At 57.0% G+C, this 15,127-nt stretch carries 15 protein-coding genes; 6 read left to right on the plus strand and 9 right to left on the minus strand.

The genetic code is table 11. The annotated features are described in order from the left end of the window. Position 1: 1 nt before the first annotated feature. Positions 2-2,530: an ABC transporter permease gene (locus ACR0EV_RS15295; RefSeq protein ID WP_480800872.1), complete on the minus strand. Its 2,529-nt coding sequence runs from the start codon at positions 2,528-2,530 to the stop codon at positions 2-4. Beyond that, complete coding sequence (locus ACR0EV_RS15300; RefSeq protein ID WP_480800873.1) at positions 2,527-3,222, minus strand: ABC transporter ATP-binding protein; 696 nt, start codon at positions 3,220-3,222, stop codon at positions 2,527-2,529. Before ACR0EV_RS15300 ends, ACR0EV_RS15295 begins: the two co-directional genes overlap by 4 nt. A gap of 27 nt (positions 3,223-3,249) precedes the next feature. On the opposite strand from ACR0EV_RS15300, the gene ACR0EV_RS15305 reads away from it, so the two are divergent. Then, complete coding sequence (locus tag ACR0EV_RS15305; protein WP_480800874.1) at positions 3,250-3,912, plus strand: arylesterase; 663 nt, start codon at positions 3,250-3,252, stop codon at positions 3,910-3,912. Between the two features lie 5 nt (positions 3,913-3,917). Here the strand turns inward: ACR0EV_RS15305 and ACR0EV_RS15310 are convergent, their stop codons facing one another. After that, a complete protein-coding gene (locus ACR0EV_RS15310) occupies positions 3,918-4,472 on the minus strand; it encodes a L,D-transpeptidase (protein WP_475192487.1) in 555 nt (184 codons plus the stop codon). Positions 4,473-4,635: 163 nt separating this feature from the next. Next, positions 4,636-4,842 carry a cold-shock protein gene (locus ACR0EV_RS15315; protein WP_171093536.1) on the minus strand — a complete coding sequence of 69 codons (207 nt, stop codon included), beginning with the start codon at positions 4,840-4,842 and terminating at the stop codon, positions 4,636-4,638. A gap of 204 nt (positions 4,843-5,046) precedes the next feature. Here ACR0EV_RS15315 and ACR0EV_RS15320 point away from each other — a divergent pair, with 204 nt between their 5' ends. After that, a complete protein-coding gene (locus ACR0EV_RS15320) occupies positions 5,047-5,574 on the plus strand; it encodes an REP-associated tyrosine transposase (protein WP_480800875.1) in 528 nt (175 codons plus the stop codon). Between the two features lie 84 nt (positions 5,575-5,658). Here the strand turns inward: ACR0EV_RS15320 and ACR0EV_RS15325 are convergent, their stop codons facing one another. Together ACR0EV_RS15325 and ettA are read right to left on the minus strand one after the other, a co-directional pair. Further along, positions 5,659-6,219, minus strand: a complete 561-nt coding sequence (locus ACR0EV_RS15325) for a hypothetical protein (protein WP_480800876.1) — start codon at positions 6,217-6,219, stop codon at positions 5,659-5,661. Between the two features lie 475 nt (positions 6,220-6,694). After that, entirely contained in the window at positions 6,695-8,362 is a 1,668-nt protein-coding gene (gene ettA, locus ACR0EV_RS15330; protein ID WP_480800877.1) for an energy-dependent translational throttle protein EttA, read from the minus strand. A 547-nt stretch (positions 8,363-8,909) separates the two neighbouring features. Here ettA and ACR0EV_RS15335 point away from each other — a divergent pair. The 3 genes from ACR0EV_RS15335 to dacB all read left to right on the plus strand — a co-directional run bounded on the left by ACR0EV_RS15335 (position 8,910) and on the right by dacB (position 11,491). After that, positions 8,910-9,293 (plus strand): MOSC domain-containing protein, encoded by a 384-nt coding sequence (locus ACR0EV_RS15335; protein ID WP_480800878.1) that lies wholly within the window; start codon positions 8,910-8,912, stop codon positions 9,291-9,293. 32 nt (positions 9,294-9,325) lie between these two features. Next, positions 9,326-9,946 (plus strand): nicotinate-nucleotide adenylyltransferase, encoded by a 621-nt coding sequence (locus ACR0EV_RS15340; RefSeq protein ID WP_480800974.1) that lies wholly within the window; start codon positions 9,326-9,328, stop codon positions 9,944-9,946. A gap of 66 nt (positions 9,947-10,012) precedes the next feature. Then, complete coding sequence (gene dacB, locus ACR0EV_RS15345) at positions 10,013-11,491, plus strand: D-alanyl-D-alanine carboxypeptidase/D-alanyl-D-alanine endopeptidase (protein ID WP_480800879.1); 1,479 nt, start codon at positions 10,013-10,015, stop codon at positions 11,489-11,491. 25 nt (positions 11,492-11,516) lie between these two features. Here the strand turns inward: dacB and ACR0EV_RS15350 are convergent, their stop codons facing one another. The 3 genes from ACR0EV_RS15350 to ACR0EV_RS15360 form a co-directional block, all read right to left on the minus strand. Next, the gene (locus ACR0EV_RS15350; RefSeq protein ID WP_171093520.1) at positions 11,517-11,939 is read right to left on the minus strand and encodes a tellurite resistance TerB family protein; all 423 of its coding nucleotides are present in this window, start codon (positions 11,937-11,939) and stop codon (positions 11,517-11,519) included. Between the two features lie 102 nt (positions 11,940-12,041). After that, complete coding sequence (locus ACR0EV_RS15355; RefSeq protein ID WP_480800880.1) at positions 12,042-12,416, minus strand: EamA family transporter; 375 nt, start codon at positions 12,414-12,416, stop codon at positions 12,042-12,044. Beyond that, positions 12,413-13,150 carry a class I SAM-dependent methyltransferase gene (locus tag ACR0EV_RS15360; RefSeq protein ID WP_480800881.1) on the minus strand — a complete coding sequence of 246 codons (738 nt, stop codon included), beginning with the start codon at positions 13,148-13,150 and terminating at the stop codon, positions 12,413-12,415. Before ACR0EV_RS15360 ends, ACR0EV_RS15355 begins: the two co-directional genes overlap by 4 nt. Positions 13,151-13,530: 380 nt before the next feature. Between ACR0EV_RS15360 and ACR0EV_RS15365 the strand changes: the two genes are divergently transcribed. Continuing rightward, the gene (locus ACR0EV_RS15365; protein ID WP_480800882.1) at positions 13,531-15,105 is read left to right on the plus strand and encodes a lysine--tRNA ligase; all 1,575 of its coding nucleotides are present in this window, start codon (positions 13,531-13,533) and stop codon (positions 15,103-15,105) included. Positions 15,106-15,127: the final 22 nt, after the last annotated feature.

Here is a 15,127-nt window from a genome sequence, read left to right on the forward strand (position 1 = left end):
CTCAGTCGCTGGCGCGTAAGATGCGAGCTGGCCGGGCCGAAAGCGGGCGCAACGCAAAGGCAAGACCTGCGCAAAGTGTGACGCCGATGCCGGCTAGAACAATGCCCAACGCCGAAGACCAGATGACCGCAAAATCCGTCTCGAAAATGTAGGTGGCAACGGCCCAGCCGCCCAGAATGCCGACCAGCAAGGCAACACAGCCTGCGGCGGCCCCCAGTAAGACAGAGCGCAGACCAAAGCTGCGTAAGATGCGGCCCCGGTTGGCTCCAAGGGTTTTCAAGATTGCCGCTTCGTATCTGCGGGCAGGTTCGCCCGCTGCTGCGGCTCCGATCAAGACCAAAAATCCGGTTAGCAAAGACACACCTGCGCCGTAAGATGTGGCGGCGGCGATACCGGCCAGCAGGCCCGAAACGCGGTCGATGGCGTCGCGCACGCGAATGGCTGTGATGTTCGGGAACTGACCTGCGAGATCCCTGAGGATGGCGGCCTCGGCCTGCTCTTCAGCATAGACAGTGGCGATGAAACTGTGCGGCGCTCCGGACAGGGCGGAGGGGTTCATCGACATGATGAAGCCCATGCCTGCGGTCGAGAAATCCACTTCGCGCAATGATGTCAGTTCTGCCGTTATGTCGCGACCAAGGATGTTGACGGTCAGTTGGTCGCCAAGTTGTAGGCCCATTTCGGCGGCTTCTTCAGCGGCAAAGCTGACTTGGGGCGTGCCCGAGTAATCCTCGGCCCACCATTCCCCGTCGGTTACATTTGCGTTTGCCGGAGGTTGGGCAGAATAGGTGACACCACGGTCGCCTTCGAGCACCCAATGATCGCCAGCCACGTCACGGGCAGGGCGGCCGTTGATCTGCGTGATGATCCCGCGCAGCATTGGCGCGCTTTCAATGCGGCTGACAGCAGGGTCCGAGGTCAGGCGATCAGTAAAGCCTGGCATCTGGTCCTTCTGGATGTCGACGAAGAAATACGAGGGCGCAACATCTGGCAAGTTACCTGAGATCGCGTTGCGCAACGTGCCGTCGATCTGTCCAACTGCAGCCAGAACGGACAAGCCCAGACCAAGCGACAGAACCACCGAACCTGCGCCCTCACGCGGGTCTGAAATGGCGGACAAGGCCCATCGTAGCGCTGGACGGCCTCTTGCCAGAGGAGCACCAGCCCGGGCTAGTTTGCGAATGGCATAGGCTGAGAGGGTCAGCAAAACCAACGCGCCCACAAGCCCGCCGCTTGTCCAAAGGGTCAATTGAGTGGATCCGCTGAACCAGGCGGCAACGGTGACAAGCAGCACAAGTCCAATTCCTGTGGCAACGACGTAGATCGGGCGTGGGATCGCTCGGGCCGTGCTCAGCGCATCGCGAAACAGGGTTGCGGCCCGCACGTCTTCTGTTCTGGCCAAGGGCCAGAGTGTGAACAGAAACGCAGTAAGCAGCCCATAGATTGCGGCCTCAATCAGTGGTTGCGGATAAAGCGAGAATACTGCCGGAACCGGCAACTGGCTTTCCAACAGAGGCGCCAGAAGCAGCGGAGCCAGCCCACCCAGTACCAGGCCGATGACAATCCCGATGACTGACAGCACGCCGATTTGAATCATGTAGGTCTGAAAAATCGTGGCGCGGTCCGCCCCCAAGGTGCGCAGGGTCGCAACGGTTTCCGTTTTTTGAGTCAGGTACGCGCGTACGGCGGCAGAAACTCCGATACCGCCTACGGCAAGGCCAGAAAGGCCAACAAGAACCAGAAACGCGCTGAGGCGGCTGACAAACTCCGAAATACCCGGGGCGCCATTACGCGCATCACTCCATCGCATTCCCGTGCCGTCGAATGCTTTGTCAGCTTCGGCGGAGATGTCGGCAAGGACGGTCGTGTCTGGCAAGTTCAAACGGTATTTGGTCGAAAACAGAGTGCCGGGCTCCAACAACCCAGACGTTTGTAGCGCCTCGGTTCGTACCAATGTGCGCGGTCCAAGGCCAAACCCATCTGCCGCGCTGTCAGGTTCGTTCACCAGTGCAGCTGTCAGGATAAATTCCTGTGTACCAAGCTTGAAGCGATCACCAACAGCCAGCCCTAGCCGGTCGATCAGCACGCGCTCCATGATCGCTCCGGGCAAACCGGATGCGCCGCTTAAGGCGTCATCCAGCGTGATGTCTGGCTCAAGCTCAACTGAACCAATCAAGGGGTACGCAGTGTCGACGGACTTGACCTGGGTAAGCGCGCGCTCCGGTCCGTCGGCACGGGGTACAACAGCCATCGAACGGAAATCGACGATCTCAGAGACCTGCTCTGACGCTTGCTCCATCCAGTCACGCTCGGTCTCATCTGCAAAGCGATAAGTGAACTCAAGCTGGGCGTCGCCGCCCAAAAGCGAAGCACCTTCCTGCGCCAATCCGGTTTGAATGGCTTGCCGAACCGACCCGACGGCTGCGATGGCGGCAACGCCGAGGGCCAGGCAGGCCAAAAAGATCCGAAATCCGCGCAAGCCACCGCGCAATTCGCGACGGGCGAGCCGCCCCGCCAGCCGCAGGCTCATTCGGCGGCCTCCTGCAGGGTTTCTTCGGCGATCCGTCCATCGCGCAAACGAACGACCCGGTCACAGCGTTCCGCCAGGGAATGGCTGTGTGTGACAAGAACCAGGGTTGCTTCGTATTTCTGGCGCAGTCCAAACAGCAGATCGACAATCGCGGCGCCGTTAGTTTCATCCAAATTCCCGGTCGGTTCATCAGCCAACAAAATCTTGGGACGCGGTGCAGAGGCACGCGCAAGAGCCACCCTTTGCTGTTCACCACCCGACAATTGTGCCGGGTAATGATCGCGCCGATGCGATAGGCCAACAGCATCCAGCTCAGCCGCGGCACGGTCGAACGCATCCTTTTCACCGGCCAACTCCAGCGGAGTTGCCACGTTCTCCAGCGCCGTCATGGTCGGGATCAGGTGGAAGTTCTGAAACACAACGCCCATGTTGTTGCGTCGAAAGCGGGCCAGTGCGTCTTCGTCCATGTTGGTCAGGTCCTGACCCAGCGCGGTGATCTGCCCATTGGTGGCTTGTTCCAGCCCGCCCATCAACATCAGCAGCGAGGATTTGCCCGACCCGGACGGCCCAATCAGGCCGAGTGTCTCACCCTTGGTCACAGACAACGTAATGTCATGCAGAATATCGACCCGTCCGGCATTGCCATCCAGTGACAAAGCAGCATTTTGGAGAGTGAGAACAGCAGATGTCATGGGTTTACCCGATTCAGGAGCGGTCATTTGGGATATGGAGCGATCACCTCATTGCGCAAGGCTTTGATGACAGGTCTGTTTATCTTCTGCGGTTTCACGGCCACAGCCGAGCAAGTGGTGATTGCCGCCATGGGGGACTCGTTGACGCAAGGCTATGGGCTGGTGGAAGAAGACGGGTTTGTTCCACAGCTTGACCGTTGGCTTGAGGGTCAGGGAGCAGATGTGCAGGTGATCAACGCCGGTGTCTCGGGTGACACAACGGCGGGTGGGGCCGCGCGGGTGGAATGGACCCTGACACCGGACGTGGATGGAATGATCGTTGCCTTGGGTGGAAACGACGTACTGCGCGGGATCGATCCTGCCGTATCGAGGGCCAATTTGAGCAAAATCCTTGAGGTTGCACGGGCAGAAGATGTTGCCGTGCTGCTCATCGGTATGCAGGCCCCCGGCAACTATGGGGCCGAGTACAAGCAGGCTTTTGACGCCATATATCCCGAATTGGCCCAGAAGTTTGGAGCCTTGTTTGTCAGCAGTTTCTTTGAAGGGCTAACAGCCGAGGGTGATCCCGGCGCGGTGTCGCAGTTCATGCAGGCCGACGGCATTCATCCAAACGCAGAAGGGGTCGCCCGGATCGTGGATGCGCTGGGCCCGTCCGTTCTGGAGCTTGTGGGGCAGACAGCGGCCCCCTGACTTTATCAGACGACCGTGACCACTGTTCCGATTGGGACGCGATTGTATAGGTCAATGACATGTTCGTTCAGCATACGGACGCACCCGTTTGACACTGCATGACCAATGGTTTGCGGCTGCGTTGTGCCGTGGATGCGGAAATACGTATCGACACCGTTCTGAAACAGATACAGCGCCCGAGCGCCTAGCGGGTTATCTCCGCCACCGGGTTGGACATAGTCATTGTCCTTGAATTTTGCGTAGGCCACCGGGTCACGTTCGATCATCTCATCGGTGGGGCGCCAGGTTGGCCATTCCTTTTTCACGTCGATGGTCGCGGATCCGGTGAATTCCAATCCCGCCTTGCCGACCCCACAACCATAGCGGATCGCTTTGCGAGGCTCAGTCACGTAGTAAAGATAGAACGAGCGGGGGGCGACTAGAAGCTGCCCGGGCACGAATTGCTTCTTGATGCGCACGAATTGCGGTGTCGGATCATACTCGACCGCTTTTTTGGCGCTGGCGATTCCCGGCAACAGGCTGGCAGCTGTTCCGGCCAGAAAAACACGGCGTGTAAACATCGAAAACCCTCATCGAAAGACCAATGAAACTTAAGAACAGTTTCAGTATGATATGATATTTGGTCAATTCTGGGGCAAACATCACGTGGTCGTGATGTGTTTCTGTCGCCACGCAGGCGAGCAGGAAGGAAAGGGCAAGGCCACGCCTTACCCTTTGACTTGCTCAGGCCAGCTGGATGTTGTCGGCGCTTTCACGGCCGTCACGACCAGCGCGCAGCTCATACGTGACCTTCTGGTTGTCGGCCAGACCGGTCAGGCCCGAGCGTTCAACAGCCGAGATGTGAACGAAGATGTCTTTGCCGCCATCTTCGGGTGCGATAAAGCCGTAGCCTTTGGTTGTGTTGAACCATTTTACGGTGCCTGCGGGCATATCCGTTGTCTCCTGTTTGGTGCTGCCCACGTGGATGCGGCAGCCTGGCGTCGTTGTCTGGATCGATAGACTGAGCGCCGTAAAAGGAGACAGTGGGTCGAAATAGAAAAACGTAAGCCCTTTGGATATGGCATTGGGGTGGCTTTGTGGCAAGGGTGGAATTGGTTAACCGTTTGGTGGCCATGCGTGCGGCAGGATGCGGGCATGAGCAACTACCGACGCGTTCGAATACCCGGAGCGAAATATTTCTTTACCGTATCTTTGGCCGACAGATCATCGGATTCGTTGGTGAAAGACGTGGCGCATTTGCGTGCCGCGTTCGCCGTGACGCAGAGAGAAAGACCGTTCTGGTGTGACGCGTTTGTTGTGTTGCCGGATCATATCCACGCGGTTTGGACTTTGCCGCCGGGTGATGCGGATTATTCGACGCGGTGGCGATTTATCAAAAGCCGGTTTGTGCGAGCCGCGGCGGAGTTCGGTCCACGAAGCCGGTCGAAGATCGCCAAGCAGAAGCGCTGTATTTGGCAACGCCGGTTTTGGGAACATGTTGTACGCGATCAACGAGATTGCCGAAATCACATGGCATATTGTTGGGGTAATCCGGTTAAACATGGGTTGGTGGAACATCCAACCTATTGGCCGTATTCGTCAATCCATCGCGATATTCGTGCGGGTCGAATTGGTCCGGATTGGAGTGGTGGCATCACCGAAGGGGCGTTCGGGGAACCGTAGGATGGGTGATTTCACCCATCATTTGAGGTGGTTTGATTTTGGATAATTGAGGAGTGATGGGTGCGAGCACCCATCTCACGTTTGCTATTTTTGAATGCACGCCACGACAAAGGCTGAGTAGCCGCATTTATCTCCAGATCGCGTCGACACTCTATTGACGTGAGGCTCTCTCCCACCGCAGAGTTTTTTTGCTTCTGCATCTACATCATGGTAACAATAGTGACGCGGACGGAACCAAGCTGGTCTGTCATATTCACCTATTGAGAAGGTGTGCCAGGCAGCAACTTTCACATTGGCAAGTTGAGATTGTAGCGCAGATATTTGGTTGTTCTTGTTTGCAAGTTGCGCTGTAGCTTGATCATTCAATTTGGCTTTCGAAGAATCCAATTTTTCGTATGCACCTACTATTCGCGCTGAGCAAAGAGTCGCCTTAATTACACTTCCGCGTTCGTTTGGTTCAATATCATCACACCCATCTATCTCTAATTGGTTTGATAGCTCTGAGACGCATTCGATCGCCCGTGACAAATCGTTGTGGTCATCCGTATTTAGGGCACTGCAAACAGACAGATCAGCGGCCGACAGTAGAGAAGTCATTTTGGCAAAGTACAGAAATATAGAGCTAAAAATTACAAGACGCCACATTTTTTGAGATCCTCAACTGAAAATTCACTAAGTTCTTGTGACGACATTGAAGCAAAATCAGCACTGCAGGGAGAACTACCGACCCAAACTCGCACGAGAAATACTGTTGCAAGAACAACTGCTATTAGCAACGGTAATTTAGCTCCTGATCTAGAGCCTGACCGTGCAGTCTTCTCATGTTTGTTTCTTTTAGGTAGTCCCCACAACTCCTGACCATTTGAGTCAGTGTACCTAACACCGCCCGCAATCAAAATCAATTTACGCAATTCATCTGGGTGCTTGGAATAGTGATCGAGCCCAATCGCATCACGAATAGTTTCAAATCTTCTTTTTGTGTACTCAGAATCTCTCAGAAGGTTTCGGATGAGACTCACAATTCGAAGCTCCAGGCGCCCGGTAGCGAGCGCGCTAAGTACTGAAAAAAGCCGATCAAAAACACCAAGTAGGTCCATAGTCAACAACTACAGCAAATTGCTCACCGCGCAAACTTCTTATGCTTCAACCGCTTGGGCTCCAGCGCGTCCGGTCCCAGACGGCGCTTTTTGTCCTCTTCGTAGTCCTCGAAGTTTCCCTCGAACCACTCCACATGGGCGTCACCCTCAAACGCCAGAATATGCGTACAAATCCGGTCGAGGAAGAAGCGGTCGTGTGAGATCACAACAGCGCAACCGGCGAAATCGACCAGCGCGTCTTCCAGCGCGCGCAGGGTTTCGACGTCGAGATCGTTGGTCGGTTCGTCGAGCAGCAGGACGTTGCCGCCCTCTTTCAACAGGCGGGCCATGTGGACGCGGTTGCGTTCACCGCCTGACAGCAGCGAGACCTTTTTCTGCTGGTCGCCGCCCTTGAAGTTGAACGACGAGCAATAGGCGCGGGAATTGACCTGTGCGTCGCCCAGCTGAATGATCTCGGCACCCCCGGTGATCGCTTCCCACACGGTGTCGTTGTCTTTGAGGTCATCGCGGGACTGGTCGACATAAGACAGCTCGACCGTGTCGCCCAGCGTGATGGTGCCGCTGTCGGGCTGTTCCTGACCGGTGAGCATCTTGAACAGGGTCGATTTACCCGCACCGTTGGGACCGATGACGCCGACGATGCCGCCGGGGGGCAGGGCGAAATCCAGCCCTTCGATCAGTTGCTTGTCGCCCATATGTTTCGACAGGCCCTCGACCTCTATCACCTTGCCACCAAGGCGCTGGCCGTTGGGGATGACGATCTGGGCGCGGGTCAGCTTTTCGCGTTCGGACTGCTCGGCCAGTTCGTTATAGGCGTTAATCCGGGCCTTGGATTTGGCCTGACGGGCCTTTTGACCCTGACGCATCCACTCCAATTCACGCTGCAGGGTCTTCTGCTTGGACTTGTCCTCGCGGGCTTCCTGCTCCAGTCGTTTGGCTTTTTGTTCCAGCCATGCGGAATAGTTGCCCTCGTACGGGATTCCGCGGCCGCGGTCGAGTTCCAGGATCCAGCCGGTGATGTCATCCAGGAAATAACGGTCGTGAGTGACGATCAGGATGGTGCCTTTGTAGTCGATCAGGTGCTGTTGCAGCCAGGCGATGGTCTCGGCGTCCAGGTGGTTGGTCGGTTCGTCCAAGAGCAGCATGTCGGGCGCTTCGAGCAGCAGTTTGCAGAGCGCCACGCGGCGTTTCTCACCACCCGAGAGGTTGGCGATTTTGGCATCGTCCGGCGGGCAGCGCAGAGCCTCCATCGAGACGTCGATCTGGCTGTCGAGGTCCCACAGGTTTTCCGCGTCGATCGCGTCTTGCAAGGTGGTCATCTCCTCCATCAGCTCGTCCGAGTAGTTTTCGGCGATCTCCATGGCGATCTCGTTGAAGCGGTCGACCTTGGCCTTTTTCGCGGCCACGCCCAGCATGACGTTTTCGCGGACGGTCAGCGATTCATCCAACTGCGGTTCCTGCGGCAGATAACCGACCTTGGCGCCCTCGGCCGCCCAAGCCTCACCAGTGAAATCGGTGTCGAGGCCGGCCATGATTTTCATCAGCGTCGATTTACCCGCGCCGTTGACGCCGACGACACCGATTTTCACACCGGGCAGAAAGCTCAAGTGGATGTTTTCAAAGCACTTCTTGCCACCGGGATAGGTCTTGGAGACACCCTGCATGTGGTAGACATATTGATAGGCGGCCATGTCGCGTCCTCTGGGTAGGGGAAATTGGGTTGGGCGGTGTGATAGCGGATGGTGGAACGCTTGGAAAGAGAGGTTGAAAGGACGTTTTGTGGTTGGATAAAGATAGGGCCAGTCCGTTTCCAAGTGGATCGTTGCCATTTCCTTAGATGAAAGGTTGAGTTTAGTGGACTTAGAGCGATTTATTGAACTCACCACCGGTCTGGTTGGGTTGGGATGGATTCTTTTTTTGATATTCCGCCTGAAGAAGTTCCATTGGGATGCGTCGCGTGCACGTTCGAAAATATACCAAGAACCAATTCGGCCCATTGACAAAATGATGCCAGCGCCTCCAGCTCCGAAGTCGCACAACAGCCTTGCAGATGTAGCTTACCGTCGGTTTTTTTGGCGATCAGCTTGGTCAGTGGCAATGGATGTTACCGTCGCGTTGATCATCATCCGTTTTTTACCTGATTTGGTGCTCTGAATGTCTTTGGGAGACCTCATAGCTAGTTGGGCTAAGCCGGGGTGCGTTTATTGGATCGGTCAGCGGCCCGAGAGGCGGGCTGGGATGGAGGTTGTGGATGTGGCCACGATCTCGGCCCATGGTCTCGATGGCGACCGCAGCCGTGCGGGCAAACGGGCGGTGACGCTGATCCAGCAGGAGCATCTGGCGGCGATAGGATCGTATCTCGGGCTGGGGCCGATTGCGCCTGAAATCTTGCGGCGCAACTTGGTGGTGTCGGGCATTAACCTGGCAGCGCTGAAGGGGCGTGAGGTGCAGGTGGGCGAGGCCATTCTGCGCTTTACTGTGATCTGCGCGCCATGCAGCCGGATGGAGGAGGTGTTGGGCAAGGGCGGATATTCTGCCGTGCGCGGGCATGGGGGCTGGTGTGCCGAAGTCCTCCACTCCGGACGGGTCCGGTTGGGTGATGCGGTGCAACCTGTTGATTGACAACCCCTCCGAGTTCTGAACATCAGCAGGGGATGGAGCGGTGCCATATTCCATATGTGCGGCCCGGACAGGTCGTTGGTCTGTTCGGCGGGTCTTTTGATCCGCCGCATCGGGGGCATGTGCATGTAACGCTTGAAGCGATGAAGGCGTTTGGGCTGGATCGGGTGTGGTGGCTGGTCTCGCCGGGCAATCCTTTGAAGGAGCATGGGCCAGCCCCGATGGCACGGCGGCTGCAAGCCGCGAAAGCTGTGATGCAGCACCCGAAGGTCGATGTGACGGATATCGAGGCGCTTACAGGTACGCGGGCGACGGCGGATACTCTGGCAGCGCTTCGGCGGCTGTATCCGCAGGTTCGGTTTGTCTGGTTGATGGGGGCTGACAATCTGGCGCAGTTCCACAAATGGAAAGACTGGCGGCTGATCATGGATAGCGTGCCTGTGGGTGTGGTGGCGCGGCCGGGGGATCGGATTTCGGCGCGGATGTCACCTGCGGCGCGGCTTTATGCGAAATACCGGATCGACGGGCAGGCGCGGCATCTGCTGGGCCGCGCGCAGGCCCCGGCCTGGTGTTTCGTCAATGTACCGATGGTCGATGTCAGCTCGACCGAAATCCGGACACGCGGAGAGTGGCGCGCACAAGTGTTGCCGGAATAGCCCCTATGGGCGCATAATCTCAATGAGAGGTTGTGTGATTTTATTCTGTGGGATTTTAATTCAGCTATGGCTGGTCGTTTTTCACGTCGTGTTTTTCTGGGGGGATTGGGTGCGTCTCTGATCCCGGCAGCGGGTCTTGCACAAGCACCTCTGGTTTCTCTCAGGCCGCAAATTCGCGGGGTGCCGTTGAGCGGGGCCGAGCGTCTGGTGGCTGCCGCTGGACTAAAGGGCGAGGTTGTATTTGCGGTTGCAGATGTGGCGACCGGGGCGCAGCTGGAGGTGTTTGGCGATGGGGCCGCCTTGCCGCCTGCCAGTGTCGGCAAAGCGTTGACCGCGCTTTATGCGCTGGATGTTCTGGGCGCGGATCACCGGTTTGAAACCCGTTTGGTGGCAGATGGTCGGATCGAAAACGGCATTCTGCATGGTGACTTAATCCTGGTGGGCGGTGGGGATCCACTGTTGGACACGGATGCGCTGGCCACGATGGCGGCCAATCTGCGTGAGGCCGGGATTACCGAGGTGCGCGGTGCATTCAAGGTCTATGACGGCGCGCTGCCATTTGTGTTCAGCATCGACCCCGGGCAGCCGGATCATGTGGGTTACAGCCCTGCCGTCAGCGGGATTTCGTTGAATTTCAACCGTGTGCACTTTGAGTGGAAACGCGCGGGCAAAGGATATGACGTCAGCATGGACGCGCGCAGTGCACGCTATGTTCCTGCGGTGGATGTAGCCTCGATGCGCGTCGAGAGCCGAAGCCTGCCGATTTATACCTATCAGCCAAGTGCGCGGCAGGATCGCTGGACGGTGGCCAAAGGTGCGTTGGGGAATGGCGGTGCCCGCTGGTTGCCGGTGCGTAAACCCGCGCTTTATGCGGGGGATGTGTTCCGAACCTTGGCGCGGTCAAACGGGATCGTGCTGGGACGGGTGCAGGTGACACGAGAGAGACCGCAGGGGTTAGACCTTGTGGTGCATCGCAGTGATCCATTGGAGAGTATTCTGCGTGGTATGCTGAAATACTCGACCAATCTGACGGCAGAGATGGTCGGAATGGCTGCGACTAAGGCACGGGGTGTCTATCCCGGGAACTTGGCAGAGTCGGCAGCCGAGATGAACCGATGGGCGACTGAGAGCTTTGGTGTAAACGGTATTGCCATGGTCGATCATTCCGGTCTTGGTGATGCTTCGCGCATTGTGCCCGCAGATCTTGTTTCGGCCTTGGTGGTCGCACAGAAGTCGGGGATATTGCGCCCCTTAATGAAGCCTTTTGCCTTGACTGATCGGAATGGTCGGGTCGTCAAAAACCATCCAGTAAAGGTTGACGCCAAGACCGGGACACTGAACTTTGTTTCCGGGCTGGGCGGCTTCCTGACAACATCAGACGGGGTCGATCTGGCATTTGCCATTTTCACAGCAGACGTGGCGAAACGCGCTAAAATACCACGTGCTCAGCGTGAACGTCCGGAGGGCGCGCGCAGCTGGAACCGAAGGTCGCGAAAGCTGCAACGCGCACTGCTTGAACGGTGGGGCTCGCTATATGGTAGTTAAGCCGTGAAACCCGATGACGCCGTCGTCAGACCGCGTGACGCGCGCGGGCTCCGCGTTCAATCGCGGCTGCGTGCAGGCGGTCGATGCTTAGCTCGTACCGGATTTCTTCCAGCAAACGCAGCTCGGTCTCGGCCAGCGATCCGTCTGCGGCGGCAACATCACAGGCCAGCGCATAAGCTGTTTCGTTCAGCCGCTCAGGAAGGTTGTCGCGGATCAGGCCAAACAGAGCATCCAACCCATCTTCCTGTTCAAACAGATCAAACACGATCTGTGACACATGGCGCATCCGGTCAATATCATACCCGGCGAAGACCGGCAGCATGTTTACCGCCACTTCGATCTTGACCAGTTCAGCGGTTCGGATCGTCTCGTCAGATGCCGAAATCGCAACCATGATCGCCACAAGGCAATCCTGTGGGGACATCGGGTGGGGAACTTGCTCGGTCATTCGGTGCATCCTGCTTGGGGTTCTTCAAAGGCGCAGGATAGAAGGGGGGCAGGGCAGGTTCAACATCTTGTTTTGCCGTGTTTGTGCGGCAGGTCGAACCGGTCAGGTATTCATCACCGCCATTCCGCTCAGTAAGAGCCCGGCCCCAATCCAATAACGCAGCCCCAGCGTTTCGCCGAAGAATAGCCACGACGCGAGTGGAACCAGTACAAAACTAAGCGCCATGAACGGATATGCTTGCGACAGGGGCACATGTCTGAGGACGTAAATCCAAAGGATCGTTGCGGACCCGTAGATCGCAAGTGCGACAAGCAAAAAGGGGTCGAAGAGGGTGTGCATCACGCCCACTAAGCCTGTGGCGTCGCGCCCGTCGATCCGCCCGCCTGCGAGCTTGAACAACACCTGACCGGCCGAAATCATGACAGGTGTCAGCAGCAAGCCTGTCCAGATCAGAACCGTTGGAGCGGTGGCGCTCATGCCGCCTGGTCCTTTACGGGCTTTTCGTTGGTTTGATCCACGGGGCGATCTTCGCAATAGTAGATGTCGCGACCGATATCTTCGCAAACATGTACGCTGGGGCTGGGATGTACAGCGCGCAAAAAGCTGTGGGTGTAGGGGAAGAAATTGAAATGCGGATTGAAGCTGTAGCGGTATTCTCGCTCACGCGGGACCACTATGATGACGCGCTTTCGCGCGACCCTGCGCAGTTCCGCAATCGCTTGGCGGTAATCGAGTAGATGTTCGATCACATGGGTGCAGATAACGGTATCGAAGCTTTTGTCTTCAAAGGGCAGATCTTCGATCCGCGCGGCGACATATGTGATGTTGTCCAGAGCTTCCGCATCATCGACCACAAAATCAACGCCGGTCATGGCGGCTATGTCTGGGCGCTGGGCACGGATACGCTGTAGAAGAACGCCAGTGCCGCAACCGACATCGCAGATGCTGTCGCCCACGATGTCTTTGGCAATCCGATCTATGCAGGCTTCGGAATTGTCGGTTCCGTCATGAACGCGCGGATGGTCGCGATACAGGGTTTCGTATTCTTCGTCTGTCAGAAAAGGCGCGCGTTCACGGAATGCCGCTAGCCGGGTGATATGTTCCCCCCAGACCCGCCGTGCCAGCCAGTGAAAGGCGGCGCTGTCGCGCAAGATTGGCGGCACGATGTCTTCAAGCACAAACCGGATCAGATTGGTGGTTTCGCGTCGCATCTTTTGTCCTCTGGTCCGGGAAGGTCCCTGATCTCGCCCTAGTCATACATGGCCTGAGAAGCCCGTGAAATATGCAGGCTAAACCAGAGCGTGCGGCCCGTGTCTTTTTTGTTTCGGAGAGTATGATCACCCCATCATTGTGGCTTCAGTAAGGCTGAGCTGTGAAACCTGCGTCTCGGGCCTTTTGAAGACAGCGTTCGAGTATTCGGAGCAGTGCGGGAGACTTTAGCCCTTTGAGCATAGAGAAACACCGGTTTCTGGTCAGTTATGGCAGGAAACGGGCGACTGCTTTATTGACTCATGCTGCACTGGCACAATAGGAGGGGCCGGTCCGGTTGCATGGGGCAACCAGGGCACCTTTCCCGATGGAGCACATTGAAATGTCTGAACTGCGTGAAACCGCGATGTCGTCCAAGGCCTGGCCTTTTGAAGAGGCGCGCCGGTTGCTCAAACGCTACCAGAAAGGTGCTCCGGAAAAGGGGTATGTGCTGTTTGAAACCGGTTATGGCCCTTCGGGTCTGCCGCATATCGGCACCTTTGGTGAGGTTGCTCGGACCACAATGGTAAAGCGTGCGTTCGAAGCGCTTTCCGACATTCCGACCAAGCTGATCTGTTTCTCGGATGATTTGGACGGGATGCGGAAGGTGCCCAGCAATGTGCCGAATCCGGAGGTTCTGGAGCAGCATTTACAGCGCCCGTTGACCTCGGTGCCGGATCCGTTTGGTGAATATGACAGCTTTGGCGCGCATAACAACGCGATGCTGCGGCGGTTCCTCGACACCTTTGGGTTTGAATACGAGTTTTACTCGGCCAAGGAGTTCTACGAGTCTGGGCAGTTTGACGAAATCCTCAAACGTGCGGTTGAACGCTATGATGAGATCATGTCGATCATGCTCAAGAGTTTGCGTGAAGAGCGTCAACAGACTTATTCGATTTTCCTGCCGCTGCACCCTGAAAGCGGGCGGGTCATGTATGTGCCGATGAAAAAGGTCTGTGCTGAGACATATACCGTGACCTTTGACGATGAGACCGGCAAGGAATGGACCGTTCCCGTCACCGGGGGCCATGTGAAGCTGCAATGGAAGCCGGATTTTGGCGCGCGCTGGGCAGCCTTGGGTGTCGATTTCGAGATGTACGGCAAAGAGCATGCGACGAACGAAAAGATCTATGACTCGATCTGTCGTGCGCTGGGTGGACGTGCGCCCGAGCATTTCAGTTATGAGCTGTTTCTGGATGAGAACGGTCAGAAGATTTCGAAGTCGTCCGGCAATGGCGTGTCGATTGACGAATGGCTGACCTATGCGCCGACCGAGTCGCTGGCGTATTTCATGTATCAGAAGCCTAAAACGGCCAAGCGGATGCATTTTGATGTGATCCCGAAAGCTTATGATGAGTATCATCAGCAATTGCGGGCCTATCCTGGACAGGATCTGAAGGCACAGTTGAACAACCCTGTCTGGCACATCCACGGCGGCGACGTTCCTGAATCGACGCTGATCGTGCCCTTTGCGATGTTGCTGAACCTCGCATCCGTATCAGGGGCGGAGGACAAAGAAACGCTATGGGGCTTTATTCGCCGCTATGCGCCCGACGCAACGGCCGAGAGCCACCCTGACCTGGATCAGGCGGCTGGGTTCGCTGTGCGTTATTTCAACGACTTCGTCAAACCGACGCGCAAGCACCGCGCACCGACGGTTCAGGAGCGCGAGGCACTGGAGGCACTGAAGGCTGCGCTTGAAGCCTTTGATGGCCCCACTGAGGATGAGGCGCTGCAGTCGGTGGTCTACTCGATCGGGCGCGAGCGGTTCGACCCGATGCGCGGCTGGTTCACAGCCCTTTACGAAGTGCTGCTTGGCGCGTCGCAAGGCCCGCGTTTCGGAGGTTTCATTGCGCTGTATGGTGTGCCCGAGACGATTGCGCTGATCGACAAAGCGCTGGCCGGAGAGCTGGTCTGATTTGACCTGAACAGGTCTGGGG

The sequence above is a fragment of the Ruegeria sp. CF8 genome (genome assembly GCF_056537285.1).

Bases quoted from the DNA above. Each gene is read 5' to 3' on its own strand.
- ettA (WP_480800877.1), bottom strand. From the start codon at position 8,362: ATGGCCGCCTATCAATATGTCTACCACATGCAGGGTGTCTCCAAGACC.
- ACR0EV_RS15325 (WP_480800876.1), bottom strand. From the start codon at position 6,219: ATGTGGCGTCTTGTAATTTTTAGCTCTATATTTCTGTACTTTGCCAAA.
- ACR0EV_RS15335 (WP_480800878.1), top strand. From the start codon at position 8,910: ATGGAGGTTGTGGATGTGGCCACGATCTCGGCCCATGGTCTCGATGGC.
- ACR0EV_RS15295 (WP_480800872.1), bottom strand. From the start codon at position 2,530: ATGAGCCTGCGGCTGGCGGGGCGGCTCGCCCGTCGCGAATTGCGCGGT.
- ACR0EV_RS15315 (WP_171093536.1), bottom strand. From the start codon at position 4,842: ATGCCCGCAGGCACCGTAAAATGGTTCAACACAACCAAAGGCTACGGC.
- dacB (WP_480800879.1), top strand. From the start codon at position 10,013: ATGGCTGGTCGTTTTTCACGTCGTGTTTTTCTGGGGGGATTGGGTGCG.
- ACR0EV_RS15355 (WP_480800880.1), bottom strand. From the start codon at position 12,416: ATGAGCGCCACCGCTCCAACGGTTCTGATCTGGACAGGCTTGCTGCTG.
- ACR0EV_RS15310 (WP_475192487.1), bottom strand. From the start codon at position 4,472: ATGTTTACACGCCGTGTTTTTCTGGCCGGAACAGCTGCCAGCCTGTTG.
- ACR0EV_RS15350 (WP_171093520.1), bottom strand. From the start codon at position 11,939: ATGACCGAGCAAGTTCCCCACCCGATGTCCCCACAGGATTGCCTTGTG.
- ACR0EV_RS15320 (WP_480800875.1), top strand. From the start codon at position 5,047: ATGAGCAACTACCGACGCGTTCGAATACCCGGAGCGAAATATTTCTTT.
- ACR0EV_RS15300 (WP_480800873.1), bottom strand. From the start codon at position 3,222: ATGACATCTGCTGTTCTCACTCTCCAAAATGCTGCTTTGTCACTGGAT.
- ACR0EV_RS15360 (WP_480800881.1), bottom strand. From the start codon at position 13,150: ATGCGACGCGAAACCACCAATCTGATCCGGTTTGTGCTTGAAGACATC.
- ACR0EV_RS15365 (WP_480800882.1), top strand. From the start codon at position 13,531: ATGTCTGAACTGCGTGAAACCGCGATGTCGTCCAAGGCCTGGCCTTTT.
- ACR0EV_RS15340 (WP_480800974.1), top strand. From the start codon at position 9,326: ATGGAGCGGTGCCATATTCCATATGTGCGGCCCGGACAGGTCGTTGGT.